The organism is Aminipila sp. (genome assembly GCF_032051575.1).
Taxonomy (GTDB): Bacteria; Bacillota; Clostridia; order Peptostreptococcales; family Anaerovoracaceae; genus Aminipila.
In genome coordinates this window covers 3,109-8,010 of the sequence record NZ_DAMBYD010000020.1, presented here as the reverse complement: position 1 = coordinate 8,010, position 4,902 = coordinate 3,109, and the positions used below count along the sequence as shown (strand labels likewise).

Here is a 4,902-nt window from a genome sequence, read left to right as displayed (position 1 = left end):
GAATAATGGAAAATCACCTATACCAATTGGGATTACAATGGCTCAAAAATATCTTTACGATATAAAGATATTAAATTTGGAGGAAGAAAAACAGAAATCGTGGGATAGTATTGCTTTATGGGATTTATCTTACGCAAAAATTTTATATGATCCCAATGGAGAAATAAAAAAATTTGTAAGAGATAAACTTATAAATAAACCAGAACCATTACAAGCAGAAGGATTACTTTTTGATTGTTGGTGGTATTTTAGATTAGCAGGTGATATATGGATTCATAGGGGGGATACAGTGCAAGGTCATTATATGATGAATAATGCTGTCACTAAGTTAGTAGAAGCTCTATTTATAGTAAATGGTGAATACATTCCACATGAAAAATGGATTATTAATTTTAGTAGAACTCTTTCTTGGACACCAACACAATGGGAAACAAGAATTCTTAAATTAATGAGTACAGGAGATTTATCATTAGAAAGTTTAATTAATAGGCAAAGTGTCATTGAAAAGTTATGGGAAGAAATAGATTTATATATTGTTAAAAAAGAGTGTCCACATTTTAAGCTTAGAGTTATGCAAAAAAGCTTTTATGACTTACTTAAACTGCTATTTGAAAATGATTTTGTAACAGTTGAGGAATGGAGTGAAAATGCCAGTTTATCCTTTTTATCAGGAGAACCTTTTTTTAGTTTTGTAACTATTAAAAATGGAAAAATAATTGTTGATAAAGAAAAAGCTTTTTCAATAAAACCCGAGGATTTATATTATTGGCATTATGAAATTTTAGAAAAAGTATTATTAGAAATATAAGGTTTGTTAATAAGTGGTATATTAGTAGAGTGATTAAGAGAAGAAAAATGCTCTTTTTTATTCGCAATGAAGGTCAAGAAATAGAATTCTTTATGATATATACTTTAGATATTGGAGGTGGAAGAATGAGTGAGGCTGAAACTATTATGGCGGTACAACGTATGCAAGAGTACATTGATGTTAATATTTTAAGAAAGATTACGTTAAAAGAACTAGCTGTTGTGGCAGGATATTCACCATGGCATGCTGCAAAACTATTCAAAGAAGTTACTGGTAAGGCACCATTTGACTATATTCGTGCATTAAGGCTTACTAAAGCTGCGTTAATACTACGTGATAGTAATGAAAAGATTATAGATGTAGCGATGGATTTTGTCTTTGACTCACACGAGGGATTTACAAGAGCATTTTCAAAGGAATTTGGGATGCCGCCAAGAAAATATAGTCAATGTACACCACCAATAAAACTATTTATGCCTCAGAAAGTTTTCGATACCTACCGAGCACTTCATAAAGGAGGAAAAAAGATGAGTGATAACAATAATACCAAATCTGTATTTGTACAGGTTATTCAGCGTCCTTCACGAAAAGTTTTGTTAAGGCGAGGAAAAAAAGCAACGGGTTATTTTGAATATTGTGAGGAGGTAGGGTGTGATGTATGGTCAGTACTAACAAGTGTAAAAGAAGCCATATATGAACCAATTGGAATGTGGCTTCCAAAACATCTTATTAAAGAAGGAACATCACAATATGTGCAAGGTGTAGAAGTTCCCATTGACTACACAAATGATATTCCTAGTGGATATGAACTTATAGAATTGCCACCTTGCAAATTAATGATTTTTCAAGGTGAATCCTATAATGATGATTTTATGGATGCAATCTATGAAGTGTGGAATCATATTGAAAAATTTGACCCTACTGTTTACGGATATCAGTGGGCACCAGAAACTGCACCAAGATTTCAGCTTGCACCAATGGGATACAGAGGATATATTGAAGCACGTCCTATTAAATCAATAAATTAAATACTGGATACAAAAACTTTTTTAAAGGCACTAAGATAATAAAATCTTAGTGCTTTCTTTGTATGCATATTTGTTTATGGATATGGAAAAACAATCTACAGACATTCAGAAAATATGTGATGTGATATAATAGAATAAAGTTTAAAAGTTACTATATATGGAATATATAGTATGAGAAATATTATACTGTGAAAAATATTTAGATATTGATCAAAGGAGAATTAAGTATGAAATATAACAAGTATTGGGAATTCGAAGGTGAAATTACAACTCTTTATAACCAGAAAAAATACAGAGAAGCCTTAAATTTATTAGAATATGCATCAGAATATCTTCCTAAACAGGAATTTGATAAGTATTTATTTGAAATAATGATTTTAAAAGCTGAATTTTATTCTCATGAGGAAATGTATGAAGAGTCTATTAATGTGATATCATATCTTCTTAATGAAGGATGGGCATGTGATAAGGAGATTTTTGATGAAGTTCATTTAAAAGCAGATATCAGGTATGTTGATCTTAAGAATAAAAATGATTCATTATTAGCAAAGGCTAGAGAAAAGGCTAGATTTAAATATGCTGTCCATCTACCGATTAATTACATTGAAGGAAAGAGGTATCCATTATTTATTACATTACATGGTGATCCTGGAAACATAGGTGAATTTAGTGAATACTGGAAGCCTGATGAATTTTTAAAGAAAGGTTTTATTGTTGTATATGTTCAATCTTCACAATTATATCGTCATAATGGTTTCAGTTGGACAATGAATCCACTTATTTCAAGAAATGATATCAAAGAATGTTATAATTTAATATTACAAGAATATTCCATTGATGAGGAGTGGGTAATAATTGGAGGATTCTCAGGGGGAGCAATAACAGCCTTAGACATTACATTTGCTAATGTGATTCCTATAAAAGGGTTTATTGCAATAGGTCCAGATTTTACAGAATCATTTACCAAGGTGAATGTTAAGCTTGCAGCTGAAAGAGGGGTTAGGGGCATATTTATGGAAGGAGAAATTATAATGCCATTGGAAGAGCAAGAAGAAATGATTAAAGTATTTGAAGAAGTTGATCTTCCCTATGAATTCTATGTAAATAAAGGTATAGGACATGCTATTCCACAAGATTTATCCGATAAATTAAATAAGGCATTAAGTTTTATATGTAATTGTTAATATTAAGTGTGCTACTTATTGTACTATAATCCTTTTGGTATTAGCACTATATACAAGCAATATTGTTAACCTTATAAAAATTATTTTAACTATACCACTTCTGTAATAAAAAACAATTTAAAAATCTAACTTTCATTAGGATGAAATCATAGTGATAGTAGTGCATAGCTGATAATAAAATATTATAATAAAGTAAAAGATAAATATGACTAGTTCTCTATATAAATATTTACATAGGGAAATAGGTTTATAGAAAACTATTTTTATAGTTAACTAGGGATATATTTAACTATAAAACTATATAACTAGTTAACTAGTTGTTCTGTTCATGCGGGTTTGAGGGCTTTTGTTAATTTTATGGATATAATAAATAGGCAGGGTTATAGTTAAAAATTAAATGGTTATAAAGGTTATGATAGACAAAAGAAAAAATACAAATATTATAGTGTTATGATAAGGGTGATTATGATGGTTTATTTAAGTGTTTTTACATTTCCAAATGATGATATAGAATTTGATTTTTTACTAGAGGAAAAAAGAACGTGCTACGACTCATTTTATCCATTTAAGATATTATCAAAACATAGTTTTGAAAGAATTGATTTTGAACCAGTTACGATTTTATATGGTGGAAATGGTTCGGGAAAATCAACGGCATTAAATGTGATAGCAGAAAAAATAGGGATTAATCGAGATTCTATCTATAATAAATCTAATTTCTATCCTGACTATGTCAATATGTGTGAGATGGAACTTGAAGATGACATCCCTAAAAATAGCAGAATTATAACAAGTGATGATGTATTTGATTATATGTTGAATATCCGAAACCTTAACGAAGGAATTGATCAAAAACGGGAAAAACTTTTTGAAGAATACTTAGATGCAAAATATTCTCATTTCCAAATGAAGTCTATAGAAGAATATGAGCAACTAAAGAAAGTAAATATTGCTAGAAGTAAAACTCAGTCAAAGTTTGTGAGAAATGAAGTTATGGATAATGTAAGGGAGTATTCAAATGGAGAAAGTGCATTTCGGTATTTTATTGAAAAAATTTCAGAAAATGGATTATACATATTGGATGAGCCTGAAAACAGCCTTTCTCCCAAACGTCAGATGGAATTAATGAAATTTATCGAGGACTCTGCACGGTTTTTAGGATGTCAATTTATTATATCAACACATTCACCTTTTCTCCTTGCTATGGGTGGAGCAAAAATATATGATCTTGATGAAAATCCAGTTGATGTGAAAAAGTGGACGGAATTAGAAAATGTGCGTACATATTACGAATTTTTCAAAAGATATGAAAAGGAGTTTTGACGATGTAGGAGAGTAGATAGATGATTAGTATTCTATAGCCAATTTAATAAAAGGAAGGATTTCATAGTAAAAATCAGGGTGATTACGAAAATTTATGGTAGACAGAAGAAAGAAAAGTTAGTGATGTCTAATAACTAATAGGAATTACTTTTCAATTCTAGAGCAGGATAATAAAAAAATATCCCGCAATAAAAAGCAGGATAAATTCTATTGGAAAATCATATTTGGTTTTTATGGCAACTAGACAAAATAAGTTTATCTTTTGCTCTATTTATGATATTTTCCTGTACACTCTACCATATCAAGCTCAATCACAGCTGTACCCTTAATCATTTTATCAGGAAGCTCTTTTCCAGCAAACTGTGGAGTGTACTTTTCAACTAGCTTATTCAACACTTCATGTTTATAATCCAAGTCCTCAAGCAGTGAAGCGTTTCCAACAATTACAACGCTATTGTACTCTGCCTCGGTGTCACAGGCATTCTCGATATTGTCAGTCAAGAGACCAAACAATTCATCAACCTCAAAGCATACTTTGGGGTTTCTATTTATATTATCG

Annotated in this window: 5 protein-coding genes; 4 read left to right on the top strand and 1 reads right to left on the bottom strand. The window is 30.3% G+C overall.

What is annotated here, in order from left to right:
• The 4 genes from RTW14_RS18440 to RTW14_RS18425 form a co-directional block, all read left to right on the top strand.
• On the top strand, positions 1-808 hold an 808-nt coding region (locus RTW14_RS18440), incomplete at its 5' end, for a DUF4037 domain-containing protein (protein WP_312654247.1).
• Between the two features lie 125 nt (positions 809-933).
• Entirely contained in the window at positions 934-1,836 is a 903-nt protein-coding gene (locus RTW14_RS18435; protein WP_312654245.1) for a helix-turn-helix transcriptional regulator, read from the top strand.
• 227 nt (positions 1,837-2,063) lie between these two features.
• The gene (locus RTW14_RS18430; protein ID WP_312654243.1) at positions 2,064-3,020 is read left to right on the top strand and encodes an alpha/beta hydrolase; all 957 of its coding nucleotides are present in this window, start codon (positions 2,064-2,066) and stop codon (positions 3,018-3,020) included.
• Positions 3,021-3,485: 465 nt separating this feature from the next.
• Entirely contained in the window at positions 3,486-4,343 is an 858-nt protein-coding gene (locus RTW14_RS18425; RefSeq protein ID WP_331654513.1) for an AAA family ATPase, read from the top strand.
• A gap of 267 nt (positions 4,344-4,610) precedes the next feature.
• Here the strand turns inward: RTW14_RS18425 and RTW14_RS18420 are convergent.
• Positions 4,611-4,902: pyridoxamine 5'-phosphate oxidase family protein (locus RTW14_RS18420; protein WP_312654240.1), on the bottom strand; the 292-nt coding region annotated here is incomplete at its 5' end.

Excerpts from the sequence above, each read along its gene's own strand:
- RTW14_RS18435 (WP_312654245.1), top strand. The coding sequence starts at position 934 with ATGAGTGAGGCTGAAACTATTATGGCGGTACAACGTATGCAAGAGTAC.
- RTW14_RS18430 (WP_312654243.1), top strand. The coding sequence starts at position 2,064 with ATGAAATATAACAAGTATTGGGAATTCGAAGGTGAAATTACAACTCTT.
- RTW14_RS18425 (WP_331654513.1), top strand. The coding sequence starts at position 3,486 with ATGATGGTTTATTTAAGTGTTTTTACATTTCCAAATGATGATATAGAA.